The organism is Mesorhizobium sp. WSM4815 (assembly GCF_055811575.1).
Genome location: NZ_JBVVQS010000082.1, coordinates 21,240 through 43,358, shown reverse-complemented (window position 1 = coordinate 43,358; position 22,119 = coordinate 21,240). Strand labels below are relative to the sequence as shown.

Below are 22,119 nucleotides of genomic sequence, written 5' to 3'. Positions count from 1 at the left end.
CTACCCCCTCCCGTAGCGGCGGCCGATGCCGCCGAGCGCCACGGCGACAACGAGCAGGCAGCCGGTGAACAGGAACTGGGTGAAGATCGGCGCGCCGATCATGGCCAGACCATTGTTGCCGACGGCGACCGTCAGCACGCCGATCAAGGTGCCGAGGATGTGGAACTGACCCTCCCTGAGCGCCGCCGAACCGAGGAAGGCGGCCGAGAACGAAGTCAGCATGAAGCCGTCACCGGCCGTCACCTGTCCGGACCCTAGATTGGAAGCCATCAGCACGCCGCCTATTGCTGCGCACGTGCTGGCGATGGCGAAGGCGACGATGCGGCTGCGGTCGACGGCGACGCCGGCGCGGCGCGCCGATTCCGGGCTGACGCCGATCGCCTTGATATGCTGGCCCTGCACCGTGCGGTTGAGGATCATCCACAGCAGCACCAATACGAAGGCCATGATGATGACCAGATGCGGCACCCCGGCGATCCGGCCGATGGCGATGTTGGTGAATTCGCGCGACTGGGTGAGCTGCATCGGAATCCCGCCCGAATAGGCGTAGTTCAGTCCGACGACGATCGTGCCGGTGCCAAGCGTGGCGATGAAGGCGTTCACGCCGATCTTGGAAACGACGATACCGTTGACAATACCGATGATGGTGCCGAGGCCGACGACGAGGACGATGGCGAGCGGGATCGGCAGCCCGCTGCTGCTCAATAGGCCGACCACAAGCAGCCCGGAGAAACTCGCGACATAGCCGATGCTGAGATCGAAATCGCCGGCCACGAGCGGCACGGTGAGGCCGGCCGCGACGATGGTGCCGATCGCCATGTCATTGATGATGTTGCGGAAATTTCCGATTGTTGCGAAGGTCGCCGGCTGCAGCACCGAGAAGATCAGCAGCATCGATGCCAGCACGATGATGGTGCCGTAGGTCCCGAGAAGGCGCATCAGCAGCGCGCGCCGATCGCGGGCGCTGGGCGATGGATACAAGGCATGCGTTGTCGATGAAACACGAGGCGTGTCTGCCGGAACGGGAGTTTCGGGCAGGGAATGGTCAGCTGACATCGCGGCTCTCATGATGGGGCTCCGATCCGGCCGGGCAAGCCTGGCCGGATCGTCAATCTACAGAAGCTCACTGCGGATTGTTCTTCATGAACTGGTCGACATTGTCCTTGGTGACGAGCGTGTAGCCCGGCACGAAGGATTTAGGCTGCCACTGGTCGCCGGCCGACAAGATGTCGGGGATCTGGTCGATCAGCATCTTGCCGGCCGAAGTCAGGTCGACGCCGAGCGTGGCGGTCATCGTCCCGTCCTTGACCGCCTGGACGGCGGGCGCCGTGGCGTTGAACGAATAGACCTTCACGTCGCTGCGGCCATTCTGCTTCAGCGCCGCGATCGCCCCCATGGCGTTGTCGTCATAGCAGTTGAAGATGGCGAACGGCCCTTTGGCGTTGGCATTGGCGGCGAGCCAGGCGCTGGTCGCGGCCTGCGAGGATTCGGCGGCGCCTGGGATGCTGATCTCGTGCGAGGTCGCCTTGAGCCCCGGATTCGCCTTGACCGCCGCATCGAAGGCGTCGGCGCGCTCCCGGCACGGAATGCCGGGGTGATAGGTGAGGTTGAGCAGGGTCCCCGTGTTGCCGATGTCCTTCAGCATCAAGTCGAGCAGCGGCGGCGCGGCACCGGTGCTTGCCGACAGCGCGATACCGTCGGCCATGCCGCCGCCGGCCGAAAGCACCGGAATCTTTGCGTCCGCTGCGGCCTGGAGCCCGGCAGCGAGGCCAGTCGAATCGAATACGGTGACAATGATGGCGTTCACCTTCTTGGTCGCCAGCTGCTTGATGCTGGTGATCGCCTGCGAAGGATCGCCATTGGCATTGAGCGTTTCCACCGTCCAGCCTTTGGACCGGGCTTCCTTGGTCATGGTGTCGACCATCTGGTTGGTGTCGACATCGGAGGTCGAGAAGGTGACGATGCCGATCGTCAGCTTGTCATCAGCGGCAAGCGCCGCCGGTACGAAGGATGCCGCGACGAGCCCCGCGGCGGAGAATTTCTGAAAGCGGTTCACATGCATTCCCCTTTTGACCGAGTGTTCCTGCCCACAGCTGACCTTCTCAGCCTCGGCTGAACGGGTCGTCACAGATCGAAATGTTTGTTCGTGCGAGCCACGTACTAACTATAGTCATAAGCCTTGATAGGGAGCAACGGCTAATTTGGTTGGGGTTAGGAAGGAAGACGGAGCGCGGCGAGTTGTCGCGGAAAGAGGGTGGACGTCAAAAAGGGCAGACGTCGCCCAAAGGCAAAAAAAAGCCGGGCACGAGGCCCGGCTTTTTCGTGTCGTGGCTTGGACGATTTTAGAACTTCATACCGACGCCGAAGGTGACGCGGTTGTCGGTCGACTTGACCTTGCCGATACCATCAAAGTCCTTGTCGCCGAAGTCGGTGTAGCGATACTCGACACGGCCGAACACATTGTCGGTGATCTTGATGTCGGTACCGACGCCGGCCGTCCAGCCGAGCATGGTGTTTTCGTCACTGGCGCCGAGCGCTTCGATCTCCTGGTTCTTGAGCGCGCCACCGGCGGTGCCGTAGAGCAGGATTTCCGGGGTGACGGCGTAGCCGAGGCGGGCGCGCAGCGAGCCTTCGAAGCCGCCCTTGGCCTCGACGCCGCCATCGTCGCCCTCGATGCCGCTATAGCCGATATCGGCTTCAGCACCGTAGACGAAGTTCTCCGCCTGCCACTGATAGCCGCCGAAGACGCCGCCGACAAAACCATCGGTGTCGACGTCAGTGCCGATATCCTCGGCATCGGCGTGACCGCTGAAGCCGTAGCCAACGCTCACACCGGCATAGGGACCGGCCCAGGAAGCGACCGGAAGTTCGGCGATCGGGGCGGGGGCCGGCGGCTCTTCCGCGATGACGTCAGCAGCATAGGCGGTTCCGCCGAGGGCGAAGAGCCCGAACGCCACCGCCAGCGGTCGCGCAAATTTAAGATTGGCTTGCATTGTTCTTTACTCCTTAAGCCACAGGCACAGGCTTGCTTTTCACAAGCGCCCTCAACCCGCCGGGGGGAAAAACGGGTCTGGCGCTCAACGGTTCCGAATGTCGTGTCAAAATACGGCTGAAGCGAACCTGAACTTGGGTCATTACCTGGCACGAATAAGGCCGAACTTTGACGTTGCATCCGCGCAACAGATGGTGTCAGGAGGCTTAGCCGTGCCGCGCTGGACGACGCTTGGAGCAAGGGGTCCGTAGTCCTATATTGCGGCTGGCAGGCCGAGTCCCGGCCACAGTCGAAAGACCGATCCGGCCGCTTTGCCACAATGCTGCCCAAGGTCCGAACGGCATTTAACGCTTCGCCGGCCATATTTTGCCGGCTGGCTCAAAATCGAGCCCCATTGAGGATTGACAGGATGAGCAAGGCCGCTGGAACGGCGCTGGTGACGGGCGGGGGCCAGCGGATCGGCAAGGCGATCGTCGAGGATCTCGCCGCGAACGGTTTTGCCGTCGCCATCCATTGCAGCCGCTCGCGGGCCGAGGCGGAAGCATTGGCCGCGCGGATCAACGGCGGTCATTTTGGCCAGGGTGGCCGCGCTGCTGCGGTCGCCGCCGACCTGACCGACATTGCCGCGGTCGAGGACCTCGTTGGCCGCGCCGAAGCCGCGCTCGGGCCTGTTACACTGCTGGTCAACAATGCGTCGCTGTTCGTGGACGATACGGTTCAGGACGTCGACTGGCTTGCCTGGGACCGTCACTTCGCCATCCACGTGAAGGCGCCGGCATTTTTGGCGCAGCAATTCGCCCGCGCGCTGCCGGAAGGCGAGGAAGGGCTGATCGTCAATATGATCGACCAGCGCGTCTGGCGCCCGACGCCCCGCTATTTCTCCTATGCGCTGTCGAAATCGACATTGTGGACGCAGACGCAGATGATGGCGCAGGCGCTGGCACCCCGCATTCGCGTCAATGCCATCGGTCCCGGCCCGACGCTGAGGAGCGCGCGTCAGCAAGACAGCGACTTTGCCGCGCAGGTCGACGGCCTGATCCTGAAGCGCGGCCCGGAATTGCCTGAATTCGGCGCCACCATCCGCTATCTCTGGGGCGCAAGCTCGGTCACCGGCCAGATGATCGCGCTCGACGGCGGCCAGCACCTTGCATGGCAGACGCCCGATGTGACAGGCATTGTCGAATGAGTCCCATGGACCAGAAACACAAACGCGGCGGCGCCGCCGACGACCTGCCGCCCGATGTCGACCTCGAGGACGAGGCGGCGGAGGAGATCGTCGAACCGTCAACGCGCGGTTCCGGTGGCCCTGATGTCGCCTTCACCGCCATCGATTGGACGCCGCATGCCGGCGATTCCGACGGCATGATCGGCGCCGAAGTCATCCAGACGCTGGTCAAACGGCTGCCCAACGCGCCCGGCGTCTACCGCATGATGAATGCCGCAGGCGACGTGCTCTATGTCGGCAAGGCGCGCAGCCTGAAGAAGCGGGTGACCAATTACGCACAAGGCCGCTTCCACACCAGCCGCATCGGCCGCATGGTGCGCGAGACGGCGACGATGGAGTTCGTCGTCACCCGCACCGAGATCGAAGCGCTGCTGCTGGAAGCCAACCTTATCAAGCGCTTGCGGCCGCGTTTCAATGTGCTGATGCGGGACGACAAGTCGTTTCCCTACATCCTTTTGACCGGCGATCATGTCTCGCCCGGCATCTACAAGCATCGCGGCGCGCGCTCGCGCAAGGGCGACTATTTCGGCCCCTTCGCCTCGGCCGGCGCCGTCGGCCGCACCATCAACTCGCTGCAGCGCGCCTTCCTGCTCAGGAGTTGCACCAACTCCTTCTACGAGAACCGCACCCGGCCGTGCCTGCTGTTCCAGATCAAGCGATGCGCCGGCCCGTGCACCGGCGAAATCTCGCACAGTGACTATGCCAGGCTGGTCGCCGAGGCGAAGGACTTCCTGTCCGGCCGCAGCCAGAAGGTGAAGACCGACATCTCCGCCGCCATGCAGCAGGCCGCGGAGAATCTCGATTTCGAGCGCGCCGCAATCTATCGCGACCGGCTGGCGGCGTTGTCGCATGTGCAGAGCCATCAGGGCATCAACCCGCAGACCGTCGACGAGGCCGATGTCTTCGCCATCCATCAGGAAGGCGGCCAGGTCTGCATCCAGGTCTTCTTCTTCCGCACCGGCCAGAACTGGGGCAACCGCGCCTATTTCCCCAAGGCCGATCCGGCGATGGAGGCGGCCGAGGTGCTGGGCTCGTTCCTGGCGCAATTCTATGACGACAAGCCGACGCCGCGCACCATCCTGTTGTCGCACGATGTCGAGGACCAGGAATTGCTGGCTGAGGCGCTCTCCACCCGCGCGGGTCGCAAGGTGGCGATCTCGGTGCCGCAGCGCGGCGAGAAAAAGGATTTGACCGACAACGCCCTGCAGAATGCCCGTGAGGCGCTCGGCCGCCGGCTGGCCGAGACCTCGACGCACGGGCGGTTGCTCACCGGTTTCGCCGAGACTTTCGGCCTGAAGAAAGCGCCGGTGCGCATCGAGGTCTACGACAACTCCCACATCATGGGCACCAACGCCGTCGGCGCCATGGTGGTCGCCGGGCCGGAAGGCTTCGTGAAGAACCAGTACCGGAAATTCAACATCCGCTCGACCGAGATCACGCCGGGAGACGATTTCGGCATGATGCGCGAGGTGATGGAGCGGCGTTTCTCCCGCCTCCTGAAGGAACATGGCGATGTGCCGCGGAGCGAACAGGCGGCGGACGACATCCTGGCCGAACAGGGCGACGATATCGAGGATGCAGGCGGCTTCCCGGCCTGGCCAGACGTCATCCTCATCGATGGCGGCCAGGGCCAGATGACGGCGGTACGACAAATCCTGGCCGACCTCGGCATCGAGGACCGCGTCCAGGCCATCGGCATCGCCAAGGGCCAGGACCGTGACGCCGGCCGCGAACGCTTCTTCGTCAGGGGCAAGCCACCGTTTTCGCTCCCCGTACGCGACCCCGTGCTCTATTTCGTTCAGCGGCTGCGCGACGAGGTCCACCGTTTCGCCATCGGCTCCCACCGCGCCCGCCGCAAGAAGGAGATGGTCAAGAGCCCGCTTGACGAGATCAGCGGCATCGGTCCCGGTCGCAAGCGCGCGCTGCTCATGCATTTCGGCACCGCCAAGGCGGTCAGCCGCGCCGCGATCGAGGATCTGGTCAAGGTCGATGGCATTTCCGAGCAGGTCGCCAAGCTGGTCTATAACCATTTTCACGAGAAGTGAGATGCGCGACCCGAACGAGATGCCGGATGCTCGGATTGTCGCGCTAACAGCCTGAATTCCTTACATGATTTGTTTGTCGCCGCCCCTTGCGGTATACGACCCCTGTGGCATGTGGGATGGGGGTCGAGTTGAGGGTTGCGGGTTGGCGGGGTCGCCTGGATTGGGTTTGGATGATATGCGTTGGATCTCAACAGGGGGCAATGTGATGGATCAACGTGGTATCGAATCTTGGATGAAGGGCGACACAGGTCGGCGTCTTCATTGCGGCGATGGATTGTACCTGTGCCGCAACGCCAACGATCGCTTCGCGTGGTCGGTGATCTGGTCGGCGAATGGCGTGCGCAGGGAACACGGGATTGGACGTTACGTGCCACAGGGGATGTCCGCTCCCGAGTTCCGATTGCGAGAGGCGCGCTGGCATACGGCGCAGACGAGCGCCAAGCGTAAGGATGGGATCGATCTGATCGCTGCCGCCAAGACCGAGGCCAAGGCGCGCATTGCCGAGGTCACCACGTTCAGCGATGTCGCCGAGACGTACATTCGAGATGTCGGCCTGCGCACGTGGAAGACGAATGCGCAGGAGATCGAATTCCGGCGCATCCTGACCACCTATTGCAGTTCGATCTTGAAGACGCCCGTTGCCGAGGTCGGGGTTGGCGATGTCAAGCGCATCCTCGCCCCTTGGGTGACGAAGCGTCCAACGATGGTCGCGTCCGTGGCATCGGTGATCCGTCGCGTGCTGGATACCGCCTTCGCCCTTGAACTGCGACCGCTCGGCGTCAACCCGGCGAGCGAGGACGTGCTATCGAAGATCTTGGTCGTGCGCCATCGCACCAAGCATTTCGCTTCGATGACCTGGCAGGCCGCACCAGCGTTCTACAAGGCGCTGCCAGGCGCGAACGATCCACAGGCGCAAGCGTCGGCGGCGCTTCGATTGCTCATGCTCACAGCCCTTCGCCGCGGCGAGGTGATCGGTCTGCGTTGGGATGAGGTCGACCTTGACGCCGCCACGCTGACAATCAAAGCCGAGCGCATGAAAGCGGCCGCACCGCACATTGTTCCGCTCAGCACGCAAGCGGTGACGCTGTTGCGTGGCCTGCCAGGCGTCGAGCGCGGGACATTCGTGTTCCCGTCGCCACGTAAGCGTGGTCAACCGATCGCCTCAACCGCCTTTGTGCCGCTCATGGGCAAGGACTCAGGCGCGACGCCTCACGGGATGCGCGCGACGTTTCGCAGCTGGTGCGAAGACATGGGCGTGGATGCATCATTGGCCGAGCACGCCTTGGCACATGCGCTGACGGACAGCGTTCAGAAAGCGTACCGGCGAACGACGGCGCTCGACCTGAGAAAGGCGCTTATGCAGCGGTACGCGGATCACCTCACACCGTCGCTGTGACGCGTTCGCCGTGTCGCGTGCTGCATTGCACGTTCAAGGGGCGGCGATCGCTTGTGCCGTCGCCTGTGTCAGGTGTGGCGTGCGTTGCGGGCCAGGTCGTCGCCGTCATTCGTCGTCGTCTGGGAATTCGACCGCCATGACCGCGTCCCAAAGCATTTCGAATTCGATGACACAGACGAGCTTGCGCATGAACAGCCGCGTCTCGTCGCTGACACCGGCGCGCTCGTGCTCGCGCTGTGCCGCCCTGACCGCCCGTCTGAATGCCGTGCCGTCGTCGTCTTCGATCATTCGGCAGGGGGCGCCGGGAACTGATGCACCAGCATGCCAACGCGGACAACGTCGCCGTTCGGCGTGCCTTTGAACTCATGCGCTATCAAGCTGTGCGCGACCGCTTCCAGTTGTGCGATTAGTTCAGGCGTGAATTTCTCGCGCTCGATGGACATGGAGACCGTGATCATTTCGATTCTCGCGCTGGTTGAGCGTCCAGCGATAGCATGGCGGGCGAGGGCGTCAAGGGACGTGAGATCATTCACCCGGTTCGACGGGCTTGTGCCACCACCACTTGATGAAGCGGGCAATCGCAATCAGGCCGGCGACGACGCCGAATAGGCTTGCGGTCAGGGTGAGCACCTGACCGAGGTCGAAAGTGATTATCATGGGACGGTCCTTTCAAGACAAATCTCGCCATTGAGAAAAGCTTCAACAGGACCTGGACAAGATAAGCGCTGAGCCGTGGCGCGATGTCAACAGTGAAACTGCCGTGATCGCGGATAGACGTGGGAAACTAAAAGACATCAACCGGCATCAACAGGCACCAAGTGGAACCAACGTGCATAGAGTGGAATGAACTTGCATGAAACGGGTAGATCACATTCGCGTTACTTCGCCGCGCCGAGCGCCCATTTCGAGCGTCCCATTTCCCGTGCAAATGGTCGTGTCCTTGGTACAGGTCGGGTTTGCGGATGCGAGGGTGGGGGTTGAGGCGATTGCGACCCGGCAATGAGCGCATACAGGGGCAGGCCGTGCCGGTCGGTGCCAGCTCAGTTCAATCTGCTCGCGTTCGACAACCACCGCGAAATGGCAGCGTGCGCGTCGCCCAGCTTTTTAGCGATCTCAAGCTTTAGCGCGTCTGGCAGTTTCGAATCTTTTGCAAATTGCTTCGCATCGTCCAGCGATACGAGGAGGCGGTTAGCTTCTTGATCAGCGGTCTTTTTGCTCATGCCGGTCACCGCCCATGTTTAATGCAAACAGCACGAACCCAGCCGCCGCATAGGTTCGACTGCCCCGGTCATAAGTCAGGTCATAGATCATTTGCCACAGGGGTGTTAACGTCCTCTTTTGGGGGCCAGCTATGATCCGTTTCGCTGCGGCGGTCTTGGTTTCGTTGTTGCTACTTGCCAGTGCGGCGCAGGCCGCATGGGTGGACGGGAACGATCTGCAAAAGGAGTGCGCCGCTTCGTCACGGTTCCGTCAGGGATACATATTGGGCCTCCTTGACGGTTATCACGGAAAGGAACGTTTCTTCTGCCTACCTCCCGAGGTGCGTGCGACGCAGGCATGGGATGTGGTCTGCCGCTTCATTGACGCCCATCCCGAGGTGCGCCAATACCAGGCGTCTGTGCTAGCATACAGAGCGTTCCACCTCGCATGGCCGTGCCCGCAGTAGCCGGCGCTACTCCTCTCTGATGTCTCGCAAGGTTGCATGACGTAGCTTGTCCTCGCGCTTCAAGGTTTTGACCCTGCCGACAAGGCCCGGCTTGATCCACTCGCCCTCGACCTTGTCGGCGCCCTTTGGTGGTGTGCCTTTGCCGGCTTGAACGCGCTGGTACAGGCGCTCGCGCATGGCCTTGGTCAAGGCGATGTTTGCTGAACCGACATAGCGCCGTTCCGCGTCGCGCGTGACCATCAACGCCAAGGGCGCCGAACCGGGTCTACGCTGCACCCCTGCAACCTCGTAGTCGTGTTCTTCGTAGCATTTGATCTTGAGCCACGCTTCGGTCTTGCCGCTGCGATAGGCGCTACCCGGACGCTTCGAAACCATGCCCTCTAGGCCCAAGCGATCAACCGCCGTGTAGAAGTCGGCGCCACCGCCTACCACATGGTGGCTGTACTGGATCACGCCATCACCCGCGCCGATCAGTTCGAGCAATCGTTCTCGACGTTCCAACAGGGGATGGCGCCGCAGATCGATCCCGTCCAGATGCAGCAGATCGAAGGCGACGAAGATGATCCGACCGGGCGACCATCGCATCGCGCTTCGCAGGGAATGAAAGTCAGACACGCCGGCTTCATTGAGGACGATTGCCTCGCCGTCGATGATCGCCGACTCCGCGAGATCCTTTGCCGCGTCAACGATCTGTTTGTACGTCGATGACCAGTTTATGCCCGTGCTGGTGAACGCCCGCGCGGTGCCGCGCTCTACGGCGACCTGGGTCCGGTATCCGTCATATTTGATTTCGTGAATCCAGTTCGGCCCCGTGGGAGGCACCTCGACCAATGTCGGCGACATCGGTTTGATGAACCGCAAACTCATGCACCCAACCCCGCCCAGCGTGGGTAAATTAGCTGGCGCTGAAATGGTTGCAAATCGTAAAATTGAATCCTTATCTACGATCATGGCCGGCTGGACATTCCAAACCCTAATCGATGGCGGGATGCAGGTGACGGCGCACTGCCTCAGCGCAGCTTGTCGGCACACCCAGGAGCTTGATCTTGTGCGGCTACGCGACACGCTCGGCGCGGACACTCCGGCAATGCGCGACGACCTGCTGCCGAGGATGAAGTGCAGCCAATGCCAAAGCCGCAACGTCAATCTGATTTATACGCCGGACTCCGCAAGGCACGTGGGATTGAGGCAGAACGCCTACGCCAAAGCCCGTGAAGGGCGTTAGGCGAGGGGCGACGGTGTGCGCGTTCTGCGTGCCGCCCCTGTCGCGTATCGCGTCGAGCGCGGCGATCGCCTGTGCTGCGCTGTGTGACGGGGTGCGGCGAGGATTTCGTGCCGTCGGCAGGGTCGATCAGTCGTCCCTGCAATCGTTCAATTCTTTGCGAAATGGTCGTGTCCGCGGAACATGTGCGCTTGTGGATGCGGCGTTGCGGGTCAGGGCGGGTTTGACCCTGCTTAGGCGTCAGTTGCCGCGAGATCAGCTTGCCCATGAGGGCGCGCTGGCTGCTTCCTGAGTGCGCTTCGCCCTGTCGCGCTCGATGCGGGCGATATCGTGCGCGGTAAGCGGCGGCTCTATTGTAATGTAGACCCGTTCGCCATTCGTGCCGGTGCCTATGGTGATCACTACCCGGCCGTCTGGCGTTACATCGCCGATGAATAGTATAGGACCATGATACGGTACGCTGGCAGGTTGCTTCTTCACGTTTTGTTCCTTTCAGGTTGTCAGTTGCCACAGGGGCGGTTGAGCGCAGCGCGGCGGTTTCGATCGAGTTGGCGGCGAAAATTTTGCGGTATGTGGGTCGATGTGGGTCAGTTGTTGATTATCCGAACGTAACCCACATCGAAAATAGTGAGGGATTTCAAGGCCTTGAATGCCCATATGTGGGTTATGTGGGTTTGTTTTATATATTTTAAGGGGTCGAATATTTTCAAATGCATCTCAAATGAATACATGTTGCAAACCCCTTCGACCCACATACCCACATGCATCTCCCTATTTTCACGTTATTTCACGTGATCTCGGGGATACTTTGGACGATATGAAACACTGCCGATCCGCTGTGAGTTATTGTTGCCCCATCTGCGCCACGACATCTAACCAATGTACAACTGCCGACTGTCTTGTCAGAAAGCGACGCCAAATAGCCCCCTAACTTGCGCGAATTTACGCCGCCTGATCCATCGACCCCGGCGACATTGATGCACGCTTCACGCAAATCCTCATGCTCGAAATCTTGCCGCTCCAACACAAATCCGCCCCCTGTGGCAACCGAGGGTGTTCGCTGCGCGCACAATTTGAGCAACTTCTTGACCGTGAAATCCTGGGTACGCCCTGCGGTCACTACAGGCATCACCTTGACGATCTCGGCGAGCAGATCGTGCTCGGTTTGTCCGTCTTCGGCGTTTGCGACCAGGTCGACCGAACTGTCCTTCGGGTCCGGCAATCCCAACCAAATCAGTGGGAAGCGCACGAAGCGATCCCACCCTGCAAAGGAGTCGAATGCTTTCACTGCGTCAACACGAGCGAGACCGAGCATTGAAGCGACGCCTATATCAATGCCGCAACTACGGTGAGCGACGGCGACATGATATGCGCGCACAATGGTCAGCATGCACATGATGTAGAATTCACGGCGCTCGCTCACCAGGTTCATAGGGTTGTGCGACTTGTCCCACGCGTGACCTGCTGGGCGCTGCCGCAGCCACAGGGCGATGGTGCGGCGCGCCATTTCTTCGGTGAACCCGAGGTTGATACCGTTGATGAAGAACGTTGTGCTTCGGCACGAAACCTCATGCGTGTCCTGTGTGTGATACTTGCGGATGCTCTTCTTGCCTTGCGTGATCGGCGACAGGTAATAACCTTGCTTACCGAAGACGTATTTGTTTACGTTGTCCCACTGCACGATTGCCATGCTCGTCATCAATGCGGAATCGAACTCAAGTTCGTTCTTGGCATCGTCAAGCGGTTTGAACGACAGTGGTCCAAGTTCGCGCTCGGTCGCGCACATGGACGATACCTCTTGAATGTATGACTTGCCTTGGTTCATGGCGGCGGCAAGCGTCGCGTGTAGCGGCGCCGTTCGGTAAGCGGGTCGCGTTACCGGGGTCATCATGTGGCACAGGGCGACGCTGTGACTTCGCGTCAGTTTACGCTCGACGCCGAAAGCATCGCGCCACGTCAAGTCGTCGGTGCGGTAGTAATCGTAGAACACAGACTGTTTAAACAAGTCGAGAACTTGCGTGGCGCACCATTTTGCGCGCTCGAATGTCACGTTTTCGGGTATGTCCAAGTATTTCAGATTAGGGAACTTCGCCGGATCGAAATGGTAGTAGATGTTTGTGGCGTCATCGTAACCAGGTGTTGCAACCAACGTCCCATCACCGCGAATGCTCGGGCAGGACATGACGCCTGCGATTGGTTTGAACGGCCAATCTTCAAGTTGAAGAATCGTTTCGATAACTTCAATCGGCGGTCGTATGAACGCAGATGGTTTTGTTTTTGTCGCGGTGGTATAGTATTTGCAAACCTTCTCGACCTCGTAACGAAGCAACGATGGATTGGCGAGTTTCGTACCAAGATGTTTAACTGTCTTCGTTGTGCCGGTTACGTCATCGGTTATGACGCGCTCTATTTCCTGGATGCGAACAAGCATTTCGCCCCGCGAGTGTACTTTGCATCCGTTCCTAACAAGCGCCTTCGCTGTCCCTTCGGCGATGGCAATATGCTGATCCGCGCGGTAAATGAAGATGTTATTATCTTCGAGACCTTTTTCGTGCTCTTTACGATGGTATTCGTCGCGCTCAAGTTGCTTCTTTACCGCTTCGCTTCCTAGACGTTCAGCATCAGATGTCGGTGACGTCGGCGGCAGTGTTGCCTGCTCACTGTCGGTATTGGGTGCAGCGCTGCCCCCGCCTTTCGGTTCCCATTGCACGCCGTCAAAATGCTGCGGCGCGCGAGGTCTCACGCCTGCGAGCAACGCTGCCAGTTCATCCTCAAGCGGTGGCGGCGAGACAGGCGGAACGGCAGCCGTCTCGACATGCTCAACCGTCTCGACGGGTGGCGGCGGGGGAGGTGGCGAAGGCACGGGTGGCGCTTTGGGTTTCTTCCATTCGCAATACCCGCGACCAATGCAGGTCTCAGCGCTGGCGCATCCGCACTTTTTCGTAAATGCGAGATCAATTGTAGCATCAGACATGATCATTGCTGCCCTGTCGGAGAATGCGCCGCAAGGGCAGGGTGATCGCACAGCCGGTGTGCGCCGTTCGTTTTGGAGGGAACGGTAGCTCGCGCATTACGCGCGGTCATTTTAGGCGACGTTCGCGGCAGGCACAACCATCGCAGGTACGAGAACGTATCCTGGCATGTAGTACTTAACTAACGCCTGCATATCATCGTTGTTTGGTACAGCACCCGGATTCATCATCCAGTTTCTGAGACGCTGGTATCCGATTCCGAGGCGCAACGCAAGTTCGGTATCGCCGACAACCTTTCGCTCTTCAAGCGCAAGGGACCTCATGTGTGCGCTCGCATCGGATTGCTCTTGTGTTACAGGCGTTGCTTTCGGGTAAACAGACATTTTCATTTCCTTTATTTGCGTTTGACAAATGCATTTTTATGTCGTCAAATAATCATAGGGTGATACGTCGGTGAACGCAACACGTTATTTCGCGTTACTTGCGCCGGACAACAAAGATGAAAGTATAACCATGAAACCCGAACCGATCACGATCGATTACTTCCGCATCAAGGCAGCGCTCGCTGCCGAGCGCAAAGGCGGATTGACGTTCGATCAGTTGCGCGAATGGGCGCTGCTCGCGGTTCAAATGCTCGAAAGCGAAGAGCGCCAGAAATGAACGCCAACCAACACCTAAACAACGTGGCGCTACAACTGCGCAAATACCCGCGCTGGATCGTGTACCGCCTTGTGCTTCAACCGTCCGGCAAACTGAACAAGATTCCGCATTGCTGGCGTGACCCGTTCATTGGCGAGATCAACGCCTTCAACCCTGCCAATCAAGGTTCGTTCGATCAGTGCCACGCCGCGGCGATCGCTGCCGGTCCTGACTTCGGCGTCGGCATCGTGCTCGGTCAGGGCGTCACCGTCGCCGATATCGATTACCGCGAGGTGACGGACGTTGCTGCGCTCAAGCGCAACGTGATGGTCCTGCGCTCAAAGTTTCCATCGCTGCATGAGATCTCGGTCAGCGGTGAAGGCGAACACCTCTACTACTTCGGACAGTTGCCACAGGGGGCGGTCAGCGAACTTCCTGGCGTGACTTTCTACGACGGCATTGCAAACGGGGCGCGCTTCATCGCCGTGACCGGCAACGGGATGCAGCACGACGACACGATCTCAGAGGGGTGGGACATCATCGCGCATCTGTGCAGGATCGATACCATCACGCCACACGCCCCTGTGGAATACAACGCCATCCAATACGGCGACCACGAAGCGGTGATTGACGAGGCGTCCAAGTTTGTCAAAGGCGGCGGCGGATTGCGACCCCTGCTCAACACGCCGATCGTTTATCCTGGCGGCGGCGATTGGTCGGCGACGCTCGGAACGATCACGCTCGCCCTCGCAAGCACGCGTACCGACAAGTTGACCGCGTTCCGCATTCTTGAGGCGTCACCATTCGTAACGAACTCAACGCCGCACGAGCATGAGACCCGCCCGCAGAAATTGCACCGCCTCTTTTACCACGCGAAGCGGCGTGAATGGGAACGTGCTGTTGAGTGTGCTGAGCGCGCTGGTCGCGTCTCATCCGGCGTCGAGCGCGTCACCGTACCCGAAAATGCATTTGCCAAAAGGAACGTGCCATGAACCGCTTCAACGATGTCGACCTCTTGTGGCAGGACAAATCGTCGCCAAAGCGCCCACCTGGCGTCATGTTTGCGCCGACATGGGCGCAGGACCCGCCGCGCGTGCCGTCCGGCGTGTACAAGGCGGTGATCATCGATTCCGGTCGGCGCCTTCAGCAACACGTTCCCGGTGTCGCGTACAGCCCGGGTCCATACGCGTTCCTCACCTTCATGGTGGTCAGCGAAAACCCGGAATACAACGGCGCGTTGATCGCCGAGAACCTGTTCTTCTGGCATGAGGACATCCGGATCGAGCTCGACGCCAAGGGGCGGTTTAACCACCTGCTGCGCGCCGTCGGCATCGATAACGATCCGCACACCATGTCGAACCAGCTGCACGGCATCCCGCTGGTGATCTCGGTCGTGACCGTCGGTCCTCATACGCTGATTGAAAGGTTCGATCGGTACGAGCATGTGACCATCACCGAGACGCACAGTATATCCGTGACAAGGCACGAGTAAGCGACAATAAATCTCCCTATGGCACGCGAGCAAACCCTTGCGCAGCAACAATAATTCGAATATTCATGACGATCCCACCCAGCAACGAAAAGGTTATACCAAATGCAAGCAACAGCAACGCTCGCGGCCCGTGCAATGCTATCTGACAACTACTTCGGCGAACCTGTCGCCGTGAGCGACGAGCAATATGAGCGCGACCTAGCAGGCGCCACCCTTGGATATCGCGTCCGGCGCATCATCGCCGCCGCCAACGACCCGTTGCTGATCGATGATCCGCGCACCCTCTGGCATGACGTGTATGACCTCTTGCCTGATCTCGATGGTACGCTCCGCGATCAAGCGCGTCTCGTCATGCTGTGCGCGGCGACGTTGCTGCGCGACCGCGGCGAGTCCATTGCCACAGGGGCGGGCGCATGAGCGACGACACGCCGAAGATCGTTTTCGATTTCGACGCCAGCATGGCCGACGGCGCAGCGAAACGGTTGGAGGAATATCGCGTCGATCCGTTCGCTGTGATCGTAAGCGATCTCGAACGCTCCATTGCGTACCACAAAACCGCGATGCTCGATGCCGAAGCACGTCTTGCAGCGTTCAAGGCGTACATCTTCGCTCACGTTGGAATCGAGCCGTGACCAAGCACGTGGCGCACACCTCGCTGACGCCGGCCGTGCCATTGCGCACGGGGCCGCCGATCGCCAGGTATCTCCTGCCGCAACCGTATCAACCGAAACGCGCGTCGCCACTAACGCACAGCGACGCCGCACACCGCGAGCAAATTGGATTCATGTGCGGCAGATGGTTTTGACGGACGCATAAAACAACCCAATCCAAAAGGAACGTGCGAGATGTCCTTCAAACCAACCGACGCTATATTTCTGTCCGGCATTGCCGCGCTGATCATCGCCATCCCGATCGGCTCCGCCTCGACCTCGACCCCTGTTCGCGTGCTCGACGGCGATACCTTTTCCCTCAATGGCGAAACAATCCGCATCTACGAAACCGACACGCCCGAACTCACGCGACCGCGTTGTCCACGTGAGCGCGACCTGGCGCTGATCGCCAAGGCGTCGCTTGAACGGTACCTTGCCGCAGGGGCGAGTGTGACGCTGCAACGGCGCGGGCGAGACCGATATCGTCGCACGCTCGCGTCGGCGTTCGTTGACGGCGTGAACGTTGGCGAAGCGATGATCACCAGCGGCGAGGCGTTGCGTTGGCGGCCAGGTCGCGAGGCCAAGCGCGCAAGGCTCGCGCATTGGTGCGGTTGATTTATTTTTTTTTTCGACCGCTGGTGCTACCTGTGATTGAGACGCGTATATCCAATGCACGCCGCGGTTGTCGCGGCGCAGCGCAACGGAGCAACGAACATGACGAACATTTTCACCAACAAGAAAGAAGCCGTCGCCGCAATTCGCAAGGCGGTCAAAGCTGGCCTTTACGACGCCGACACCCGCGAGCTTTACACGACTAGTGGGGCCAATGGCGTCGAGCAATTCGAGATCCGCGAAAAGGTTGTCGCCCCTGTCGCCGAGCCGGTCGCCGTCACCTACGCCACGCGCCGCGAATGTCTCGACGCCATCAAGGCGCAGGGCCTCAATGCAAAGCCCTACGGCCTGCGCTCGGCCGACGGCGTTGATCGCTACGAGATCAAGATGAACCCTGAAGCCGACATCATTGTGAAGCGTCCGGCGAAGGCGAAGAAGGCCGCCCCTGCGGCAACCGACGACCTCGGCCCGTGCGCAATCGTCCGCGCTTTCGCGGCAGCGAACAAAAAGATGTCTCGCAAGGACGCGATCGCTGCGCTCGTCGCTCAGGGCATCCACAAGGCCACCAGCTCCATTCAGCTGAAAAAGGCCGACGCCAAGCTCGGCATCACCCGCGCCGCGTGAGCCGACATTTGCAACAGGGGGCCGCGCGCCCCCTGTCAACCCTCCGAGGAACACCGAAATGCGCACTACCTGGATTGTGATTATGCTCGCGACCACGCTGTTATTAGCGGCGCTCGATAACCGCGAGGCGATCGCCGACAAGCTCGACGCGTGGGCCTGTGCTGCGGAAAAGATCGAAGCCGGCGACGACCGCGCCATTCGCCCTGAATTCTGCGTGCCGCGCTCATGAAGCTCAAATCATTCGCCGACCTGCTCGCCGCATACAAGCGCGAGAACATCATCCGCGAAGCCATCGACGGCGACGCGATCACCGAAGCAAACGAAATGGTCCGAGCGTTCGCCGAGCAACGCGACGCCGCGGCCGCAAACAAGGAAGACACGAAATGAAGACCGCCATCCTCGCCGCCGTCACAGTCGCCACCCTTGCCACAGGGGCGAAGGCGTCCGAAATTTACGATGCGCAGCAGTTCGGTTACGACATCGCGGCATGGGGCGAACCTGGTTGCAACTTGTTCAAATCCGACGACGCGGAATTTGATCGACGCGGCGAACGGTACACGGGACTAGATGCCCCGGATGAGGTGTTCAAGGCGTATCACGCTGGACTCACCGAGTTCAATGACAAGTACGCTCGCAACGGATATCTGGCATGCGCCATCGCCTGGATGCGAACTGACGCCATACTTAAATCCTACTGATCAACCCGCCGCCTCGATCGAACGCCCCGCTCGTCGGGGCGTTTCGCGTTCACACCGCCACACAGGCGACGCGTGGGAGGGGCGAAGCGATCGGGTGAACGATGATCGCCCCGCGACGCCGAACGCGCTCACAGCGACGGTACGCAAAACCCCGTCACGCCGATTCCTGGCAACGTGACGGGGTCGCTGGGATACGGTGTCGGGGCGGTGAGGACCGGATCAGGGCACCGCCTTTCGATGATCACCCGGCGTTTGCTACGGCGTAGTCCGCGGCGAACGTCTCGTTCGGCACAGTCGTCTCTATGCCGTCAGCGACGCGCTTCAAGCGAACGCTCAGGGCGTTCATTCTCACGATGGTGAACGCTTTGCCGTCTTTGGTGAACGTGTCAGTCTGTTTGACTTCAAGCATGGTGACCTCCTGTGATTACGATCTCGGGGCGGGTAGAACGTGCGAGGAACACCCCGCCCCGAGACGTCTGCGCACGTACCAACCCGCAAAAGTCGTCGTGCGCAAACTGGATTACTTCAACGTGGCACCCGCTATGGATGCTTGGAATTTGGCGTTGTCTTTGTACGCCTTGCTCCACGATTTCATTCGGTTGACGAGGATGGGCAATGGCACGTTTGACAGGTCGCCGGCGCCAGCGTGGTATCCGAGCAGATATGCAACTTCGGTCACTCGCTGGCCTCCGCGAAAAAACTCGGGGTCACCTTATTCGTGAGCCACATACCGTCCTCAAGCGTGATCGCGTCGAGCGCCCACGACGGCAGGTTGATCAAGTTGATGTCCTGTCCGACAGGGCGGGCGATAGCCAGCAACCCGAGCGTTCGTTCCATCGTGCTATCGCTGATCACCGCCGCTTCGAGTTGACCGAACGTCGCCGCCTGGAACTCAAGTTCGGCGATCGTTTTCCCGCCCTGCATCACGATCGGCGTTCCTAGCTTGACGTGAATGGGCGTCATGATGCCGTCGCCCTCGCTCAGTATCTCGGGTTCGTTCGCACGCTCAACCGACACCTCATTCAGCGCATGCTTCAAAGACAGGGCGTGCTTGATCGGCATGGCGCTGATAAGCTCGTCGGTCATTGGGATCGTTGCGCCGGCCGTGGTCTTCGCTTTGACTTGCCGCTTGACGCGCTCGCGAAAGAACGCCCGCATAAGCGCCGCTTCGTCCTTGGCCTTGGCCTGCACGATCTTTGCGGCTGCGCTGAAGACGGTAAAGCCGATCGGCGTAACGATAAGGGACTCGATGTTGAAATCCCCTGTGGCAAACACCGGGGTTTTGGTCGGGATGTCGATTTGGTTTGGCATTGTATTCTCGCACGTTCGATTGCCACAGGGGAGGCTGCGGAGCCCTTATGCTTTACTCGTTCGTCTGCGTCGTTCCGACGTTCGCTCCCGCTGTTGGCATCTTCACGTTGACGTTGATGTTGGCGGTCGCAGCACGAATGCGCGCTGCGGCAGCGTCGCCGATCGCTCCACCGATTCCTGCCGGGTTCACGCCCGCAGTGAACGCGGTACTCATCGCTGCTCCGGTTGGCGCCCCTGTCGCGGTGATGGTCGGGGCGATCGTGTTGACCACCGCTGCGAGCGGCGCTGCCAGATTGTCAGCCACCGGCACGCCTGCGCCCATGACATTGTCCGGCACCTGGCCCGGCGCGAGATGCGGTTTATCGATGCCGCGCTTTTGCTGCGCTAGAACATCGGCGATCGCTTTGAGCTGAGCGAGGGCGCTGTCGGTTTGGGCGCCAACGATGCCGTCCACCTGAATTCCGACTTCACGCTGGAACGCTTCGATGACCGCTTTTGTCTTCGCGTCGGCAACGCCGGTTTCAGGAAGGCCAGCGGACTTTTGCAACGCCTTGATATCTTCGGCGCGCTTGTCCTTGTCGAGTCTGCCCGGCTTGGCGATCTTTTCCCTGACCAGCATATCGACGCCGCGCTTGAGTGCCTGCATGGGGCCTGCCGCTGCGAGATCACCGAACGAATTAACGACCAGCTTTGACGCCTGCGAAACCGCGGTCATGTCTTTCTTGAATTCTGGGATGCCTGCATCAGCGGCGAACGAGCGCGAGGGAAACAGGTCGCGGTCAACCCCGGTCTGTTTGTCGTATTGCGCCGAACGATCCATGCTCTGTTTGAACATTTCGAGACCGCGCGTTGCTTTGTCGGCCGCGGTCTCGACGCGTTCGAAACCCGGGATCATACCGCCCCGAACAACGCCTGTCCGCGCGATGTCGGCGGGCGTCAACTGCTTGCCGGTCGGCGCAGCGTCGGTGCCGAAAATGCTTTCCATGATATTGCCGAACAGCGTGCCAAGTCCAAGCGGGCCGCGCATGACTTGTTCTTCAAGCGACTTGGGTTCGCGATTGGCGTAACCTGCCAGTATTTCAGCAGCGCCAACGAACTTCAGAACACCTTGACCGAATGTTGCGGCCGAGTCCGTCCAGGACGTGCTGACGTTGTTCATCTGCGCGACCCACGACTGCTCAAGCACGGGCGTAACCGGCTGAGCGAGCACGCGCTCTGCTTGGTCAATTGACGCTTGCATCTGCTTATCGCCAAGCACGGCGTCGGCGATACCTTGCTTAGCGGTCGCTGGGGCGCCCTTGAACAGGTCATTGATGAATGCGATTTTCTCGGCGTAGCTCGGCGGGATCTCAGGTGTGACCTTTGAAAGCGCTTCTTCCATCGGGGTGGCAATGTACTTTTGCGCCCAGATGTTGAAGTCTTCCATTGCCAGTTGTTCGTCAATCAGATTGCCCGAACCGGCGATGACATTGCCCTTGGCGTTGCGCTCGACGTTCTGCAACAGGCCTGCCGCGGCGAGGGCGTTGTTCAGACCCTTGTTATCGACATCGCCCATTGATGCTTGAATTGCGCGGAACGCTTCGTTGGCGACACGTTGACCGCGAGAGCCGGCGTTGATGAACACGGTCGCAAGCTGTCGCGGGCTCATCGCGAACGCTGATGTCTTCAGGTTCGCGAGAACGGTCCGCATGAGTTCGGGTGTCAGGTTCGGATCAGCTGCCATTGCGATCTGCTGCGCTTGCAGAACACCCTCGCCGCGCGGTGTCAGATTGCCAGCACTGTCAACGATCTCATCGCTCGCAAGGTTCAGACCCTGCACGAGTGCGCGCAAACCTTTCTTCGCTTCGTCGGCGTCGCCGGTCATTGCGAACAGGCGGGGCAAAACCTTTTCTTCGAGTACTGCCGCAAGCTTTACGGCTGTGGTCGCGACTTCAGTTTCGGTGCCAGCGGGAACGTCGCCGAGCAGGGATTGCGCAAGGGCCTTGCGCTCGCTGGCCGTGAACTGAATTGGACCTTGACCCTCCGGCGCGACCGCCTGATCAATGATTGCTTTCTGCGCCGGCGTCGCACCAGCGCCAAGTTTCAATTCGGTGCGTTCTGCATCCGCGGCGCTGCTAGCGATGAACCTGAGCGCCTGCGCTGCCGCGTAACCCGCTGTGGCAACCGTGCCGAACATGGCCGAGATGCGCGCCGCACCAGCGATGCCGCCCGGGTACCGCCCGTATCCACCACCACCCGTGCCGCCACCGCCACCACCGCCGCCACCCGATACCATCGCGTTGATGTTTGAAGTGCGGTTGCGAGCGAGGCGATTAAGCGCGGCATTCGCTTGGTTCACGCCCTGCAAGTTGACCTTGATGTTGACGGGTTTTGCGCTGGTCTTCTGCAGTTTCGCAAGCTGTTGCGTCGCCGTCGTGATGCCCTTGGTGTTGACCTTGATCTCGAATTTCTTCGACTTGAGTTGGTTCGCCGTGCGCAACAGCTTCTCAAGTTCGCGGTTAACACGCTTAATGTTAGGCGACGCCTTGTCCTTCAGGAGCAGGGTCGCAGATTCCACGAAAGATGCCACTTCGGA

29 protein-coding genes are annotated in these 22,119 nt (G+C 60.3%); 15 read left to right on the top strand and 14 right to left on the bottom strand.

What is annotated here, in order from left to right; all coding sequences use genetic code 11:
* The 3 genes from AC0L2B_RS07410 to AC0L2B_RS07400 form a co-directional block, all read right to left on the bottom strand.
* Positions 1-939 (bottom strand): ABC transporter permease, encoded by a 939-nt coding sequence (locus AC0L2B_RS07410; protein WP_473744780.1) that lies wholly within the window; start codon positions 937-939, stop codon positions 1-3.
* A gap of 184 nt (positions 940-1,123) precedes the next feature.
* Entirely contained in the window at positions 1,124-2,062 is a 939-nt protein-coding gene (locus tag AC0L2B_RS07405) for a sugar ABC transporter substrate-binding protein (RefSeq protein WP_473744779.1), read from the bottom strand.
* A 280-nt stretch (positions 2,063-2,342) separates the two neighbouring features.
* Positions 2,343-2,993, bottom strand: coding sequence for an outer membrane protein (locus tag AC0L2B_RS07400; RefSeq protein ID WP_091590581.1), 651 nt, complete (start codon positions 2,991-2,993; stop codon positions 2,343-2,345).
* A gap of 408 nt (positions 2,994-3,401) precedes the next feature.
* Here AC0L2B_RS07400 and AC0L2B_RS07395 point away from each other — a divergent pair, with 408 nt between their 5' ends.
* From AC0L2B_RS07395 to AC0L2B_RS07385, 3 genes are all read left to right on the top strand, one after another.
* On the top strand, positions 3,402-4,178 hold the full coding sequence (locus tag AC0L2B_RS07395; protein ID WP_473744778.1) for an SDR family oxidoreductase: 777 nt from the start codon (positions 3,402-3,404) through the stop codon (positions 4,176-4,178).
* Positions 4,175-6,262: an excinuclease ABC subunit UvrC gene (gene uvrC, locus AC0L2B_RS07390; protein ID WP_473744777.1), complete on the top strand. Its 2,088-nt coding sequence runs from the start codon at positions 4,175-4,177 to the stop codon at positions 6,260-6,262. Before AC0L2B_RS07395 ends, uvrC begins: the two co-directional genes overlap by 4 nt.
* A gap of 205 nt (positions 6,263-6,467) precedes the next feature.
* Entirely contained in the window at positions 6,468-7,658 is a 1,191-nt protein-coding gene (locus tag AC0L2B_RS07385) for a tyrosine-type recombinase/integrase (RefSeq protein ID WP_473744776.1), read from the top strand.
* Between the two features lie 105 nt (positions 7,659-7,763).
* Here the strand turns inward: AC0L2B_RS07385 and AC0L2B_RS07380 are convergent, their stop codons facing one another.
* The 4 genes from AC0L2B_RS07380 to AC0L2B_RS07365 form a co-directional block, all read right to left on the bottom strand.
* The gene (locus AC0L2B_RS07380) at positions 7,764-7,946 is read right to left on the bottom strand and encodes a hypothetical protein (protein ID WP_473744775.1); all 183 of its coding nucleotides are present in this window, start codon (positions 7,944-7,946) and stop codon (positions 7,764-7,766) included.
* Positions 7,943-8,116 (bottom strand): hypothetical protein, encoded by a 174-nt coding sequence (locus tag AC0L2B_RS07375; protein WP_473744774.1) that lies wholly within the window; start codon positions 8,114-8,116, stop codon positions 7,943-7,945. The genes AC0L2B_RS07380 and AC0L2B_RS07375 overlap by 4 nt, the downstream gene beginning before the upstream one ends.
* Before the next feature lie 67 nt (positions 8,117-8,183).
* A complete protein-coding gene (locus tag AC0L2B_RS07370) occupies positions 8,184-8,315 on the bottom strand; it encodes a hypothetical protein (RefSeq protein WP_473744773.1) in 132 nt (43 codons plus the stop codon).
* A gap of 383 nt (positions 8,316-8,698) precedes the next feature.
* The gene (locus AC0L2B_RS07365; protein WP_473744772.1) at positions 8,699-8,878 is read right to left on the bottom strand and encodes a hypothetical protein; all 180 of its coding nucleotides are present in this window, start codon (positions 8,876-8,878) and stop codon (positions 8,699-8,701) included.
* Positions 8,879-9,009: 131 nt separating this feature from the next.
* Here AC0L2B_RS07365 and AC0L2B_RS07360 point away from each other — a divergent pair, with 131 nt between their 5' ends.
* Positions 9,010-9,324, top strand: a complete 315-nt coding sequence (locus tag AC0L2B_RS07360) for a Rap1a/Tai family immunity protein (RefSeq protein ID WP_473744771.1) — start codon at positions 9,010-9,012, stop codon at positions 9,322-9,324.
* A gap of 6 nt (positions 9,325-9,330) precedes the next feature.
* Here the strand turns inward: AC0L2B_RS07360 and AC0L2B_RS07355 are convergent, their stop codons facing one another.
* Positions 9,331-10,191 (bottom strand): ATP-dependent DNA ligase, encoded by an 861-nt coding sequence (locus AC0L2B_RS07355; protein ID WP_473744770.1) that lies wholly within the window; start codon positions 10,189-10,191, stop codon positions 9,331-9,333.
* Here AC0L2B_RS07355 and AC0L2B_RS07350 point away from each other — a divergent pair.
* Positions 10,175-10,549: a hypothetical protein gene (locus AC0L2B_RS07350; protein ID WP_473744769.1), complete on the top strand. Its 375-nt coding sequence runs from the start codon at positions 10,175-10,177 to the stop codon at positions 10,547-10,549. The genes AC0L2B_RS07355 and AC0L2B_RS07350 overlap by 17 nt on opposite strands.
* Before the next feature lie 252 nt (positions 10,550-10,801).
* On the opposite strand, the gene AC0L2B_RS07345 is transcribed toward AC0L2B_RS07350, so the two are convergent.
* The 3 genes from AC0L2B_RS07345 to AC0L2B_RS07335 all read right to left on the bottom strand — a co-directional run bounded on the left by AC0L2B_RS07345 (position 10,802) and on the right by AC0L2B_RS07335 (position 13,901).
* On the bottom strand, positions 10,802-11,026 hold the full coding sequence (locus AC0L2B_RS07345) for a hypothetical protein (protein ID WP_473744768.1): 225 nt from the start codon (positions 11,024-11,026) through the stop codon (positions 10,802-10,804).
* Positions 11,027-11,333: 307 nt separating this feature from the next.
* Entirely contained in the window at positions 11,334-13,526 is a 2,193-nt protein-coding gene (locus AC0L2B_RS07340) for a hypothetical protein (RefSeq protein ID WP_473744767.1), read from the bottom strand.
* A 105-nt stretch (positions 13,527-13,631) separates the two neighbouring features.
* Positions 13,632-13,901 (bottom strand): hypothetical protein, encoded by a 270-nt coding sequence (locus tag AC0L2B_RS07335; protein WP_473744766.1) that lies wholly within the window; start codon positions 13,899-13,901, stop codon positions 13,632-13,634.
* A 70-nt stretch (positions 13,902-13,971) separates the two neighbouring features.
* Between AC0L2B_RS07335 and AC0L2B_RS07330 the strand changes: the two genes are divergently transcribed.
* The 10 genes from AC0L2B_RS07330 (at position 13,972) to AC0L2B_RS07285 (ending at position 18,233) form a co-directional block, all read left to right on the top strand.
* Entirely contained in the window at positions 13,972-14,178 is a 207-nt protein-coding gene (locus AC0L2B_RS07330; RefSeq protein WP_473744765.1) for a hypothetical protein, read from the top strand.
* Positions 14,175-15,149 (top strand): hypothetical protein, encoded by a 975-nt coding sequence (locus tag AC0L2B_RS07325; RefSeq protein WP_473744764.1) that lies wholly within the window; start codon positions 14,175-14,177, stop codon positions 15,147-15,149. The genes AC0L2B_RS07330 and AC0L2B_RS07325 overlap by 4 nt, the downstream gene beginning before the upstream one ends.
* The gene (locus tag AC0L2B_RS07320; protein ID WP_473744763.1) at positions 15,146-15,649 is read left to right on the top strand and encodes a hypothetical protein; all 504 of its coding nucleotides are present in this window, start codon (positions 15,146-15,148) and stop codon (positions 15,647-15,649) included. Before AC0L2B_RS07325 ends, AC0L2B_RS07320 begins: the two co-directional genes overlap by 4 nt.
* A gap of 102 nt (positions 15,650-15,751) precedes the next feature.
* Positions 15,752-16,066, top strand: coding sequence for a hypothetical protein (locus tag AC0L2B_RS07315; protein ID WP_473744762.1), 315 nt, complete (start codon positions 15,752-15,754; stop codon positions 16,064-16,066).
* Positions 16,063-16,281: a hypothetical protein gene (locus AC0L2B_RS07310; protein ID WP_473744761.1), complete on the top strand. Its 219-nt coding sequence runs from the start codon at positions 16,063-16,065 to the stop codon at positions 16,279-16,281. Before AC0L2B_RS07315 ends, AC0L2B_RS07310 begins: the two co-directional genes overlap by 4 nt.
* A gap of 213 nt (positions 16,282-16,494) precedes the next feature.
* Positions 16,495-16,914 (top strand): thermonuclease family protein, encoded by a 420-nt coding sequence (locus tag AC0L2B_RS07305; protein ID WP_473744760.1) that lies wholly within the window; start codon positions 16,495-16,497, stop codon positions 16,912-16,914.
* 99 nt (positions 16,915-17,013) lie between these two features.
* The gene (locus AC0L2B_RS07300) at positions 17,014-17,535 is read left to right on the top strand and encodes a hypothetical protein (RefSeq protein ID WP_473744759.1); all 522 of its coding nucleotides are present in this window, start codon (positions 17,014-17,016) and stop codon (positions 17,533-17,535) included.
* Between the two features lie 58 nt (positions 17,536-17,593).
* The gene (locus AC0L2B_RS07295; protein ID WP_473744758.1) at positions 17,594-17,764 is read left to right on the top strand and encodes a hypothetical protein; all 171 of its coding nucleotides are present in this window, start codon (positions 17,594-17,596) and stop codon (positions 17,762-17,764) included.
* The gene (locus AC0L2B_RS07290) at positions 17,761-17,922 is read left to right on the top strand and encodes a hypothetical protein (protein ID WP_473744757.1); all 162 of its coding nucleotides are present in this window, start codon (positions 17,761-17,763) and stop codon (positions 17,920-17,922) included. The genes AC0L2B_RS07295 and AC0L2B_RS07290 overlap by 4 nt, the downstream gene beginning before the upstream one ends.
* A complete protein-coding gene (locus tag AC0L2B_RS07285; protein ID WP_473744756.1) occupies positions 17,919-18,233 on the top strand; it encodes a hypothetical protein in 315 nt (104 codons plus the stop codon). Before AC0L2B_RS07290 ends, AC0L2B_RS07285 begins: the two co-directional genes overlap by 4 nt.
* 241 nt (positions 18,234-18,474) lie before the next feature.
* On the opposite strand, the gene AC0L2B_RS07280 is transcribed toward AC0L2B_RS07285, so the two are convergent.
* The 3 genes from AC0L2B_RS07280 to AC0L2B_RS07270 form a co-directional block, all read right to left on the bottom strand.
* Positions 18,475-18,642, bottom strand: coding sequence for a hypothetical protein (locus AC0L2B_RS07280; RefSeq protein WP_473744755.1), 168 nt, complete (start codon positions 18,640-18,642; stop codon positions 18,475-18,477).
* 266 nt (positions 18,643-18,908) lie between these two features.
* Positions 18,909-19,544: a hypothetical protein gene (locus AC0L2B_RS07275; RefSeq protein ID WP_473744754.1), complete on the bottom strand. Its 636-nt coding sequence runs from the start codon at positions 19,542-19,544 to the stop codon at positions 18,909-18,911.
* Between the two features lie 52 nt (positions 19,545-19,596).
* Entirely contained in the window at positions 19,597-22,113 is a 2,517-nt protein-coding gene (locus AC0L2B_RS07270; RefSeq protein WP_473744753.1) for a peptidoglycan-binding domain-containing protein, read from the bottom strand.
* Between the last annotated feature and the right edge of the window lie 6 nt (positions 22,114-22,119).